Consider the following 1,041-nt stretch of genomic DNA (forward strand, 5'->3'; position numbering starts at 1 on the left):
CCGGCAAGGCGCGCGATCACAAGCCGATCGACTATCCGCGCCCGGACGGCAAGCTGTCCTTCGACCGGCTGACCAACGTGGCGTTTTCCTTTACCAACCACGAGGAAAGCCAGCCCTGCCACCTGAAGCTGCGCGACCCTTCGGTGCCGATCGCGGTGAACCTGCCGGAATATGCCGAACCCGCGCAGCGCTATTGCCCCGCAGGCGTCTATGAGGTGGTCGAGGATGCGTCGGGCCCGCGCTTCGTCATCAACTTCCAGAACTGCGTCCACTGCAAGACCTGCGACATCAAGGATCCCAGCCAGAACATCGTCTGGACGACCCCGCAGGGCGGAGACGGGCCGAACTATCCCAACATGTGACCGTGGTCCGATAAGGCAGGTCGAGGCGGGTTCCTTGTCCCGACCTGCCGGTGGCTTGCAGCCTTGCGCCCCGTGCCGGGGCGGCTTGGCCCATCTAGCCGCTGCGGCAGGTTCCGGCCCTTGGATCAGGGGCGCCCCTCAGGTCGCTGTCACAGGCGATCTTTCGGGCACGGGACCGGGACTGCGCATCCTCGCAGGTCTGGACCATCTTTTGCAGGATGGCGCAGATCTGGGGGTCGATGATCGTCATGACATGCTCCTCTTGGTCAGAAATGCACGCAGAGCGTGTATTGAACCATATGGTTCGGCCGTTTGGCCAGACCAAAGTCACCCGATCGGCGGATTGTCGTAGGCGCGGGCGCCGCGATCGCAGTCCGGGCAGATGGCTGTACAAATAGCCAAGTGCGCAAAATGGACAAACGGGGGTACACACATCGTGTAGTTGTTCGAGGTATCGAGTATGCAAGGTGTTCCGACGGAAACGACGTTTCGGCTGTCCATGTCCGACAAGGACTGGGAGATCATCGACACGGCGCTGACGGCTTATTCCCACAATGCGGTCTATCGCGACCTGCGCGACAAGCTGGACATGCAGGTCGCCATGGTCCGCGCGCTGGACGGTGCGACGCGCAGCGCCAAGGTCGCCGGCCACCGCGACGCGCGCGATGACAGGGCGCGG

General features: G+C 63.2%; 3 protein-coding genes. 2 read left to right on the forward strand and 1 reads right to left on the reverse strand.

All coding sequences use genetic code 11. From position 1 onward, the window contains the following. Positions 1–362, forward strand: a 362-nt coding sequence (locus TW83_RS18030) for a 4Fe-4S dicluster domain-containing protein (protein WP_045984165.1), incomplete at its 5' end; no start/stop codon positions are given. A gap of 94 nt (positions 363–456) precedes the next feature. Here the strand turns inward: TW83_RS18030 and TW83_RS20945 are convergent. Beyond that, the gene (locus TW83_RS20945) at positions 457–612 is read right to left on the reverse strand and encodes a hypothetical protein (RefSeq protein ID WP_157001774.1); all 156 of its coding nucleotides are present in this window, start codon (positions 610–612) and stop codon (positions 457–459) included. Positions 613–861: 249 nt separating this feature from the next. Between TW83_RS20945 and TW83_RS18035 the strand changes: the two genes are divergently transcribed. After that, positions 862–1,041: hypothetical protein (locus TW83_RS18035; protein ID WP_045984166.1), on the forward strand; the 180-nt coding region annotated here is incomplete at its 3' end.

Source organism: Paracoccus sp. S4493, assembly GCF_000967735.1.
Lineage (GTDB): Bacteria > Pseudomonadota > Alphaproteobacteria > Rhodobacterales > Rhodobacteraceae > Paracoccus > Paracoccus marcusii.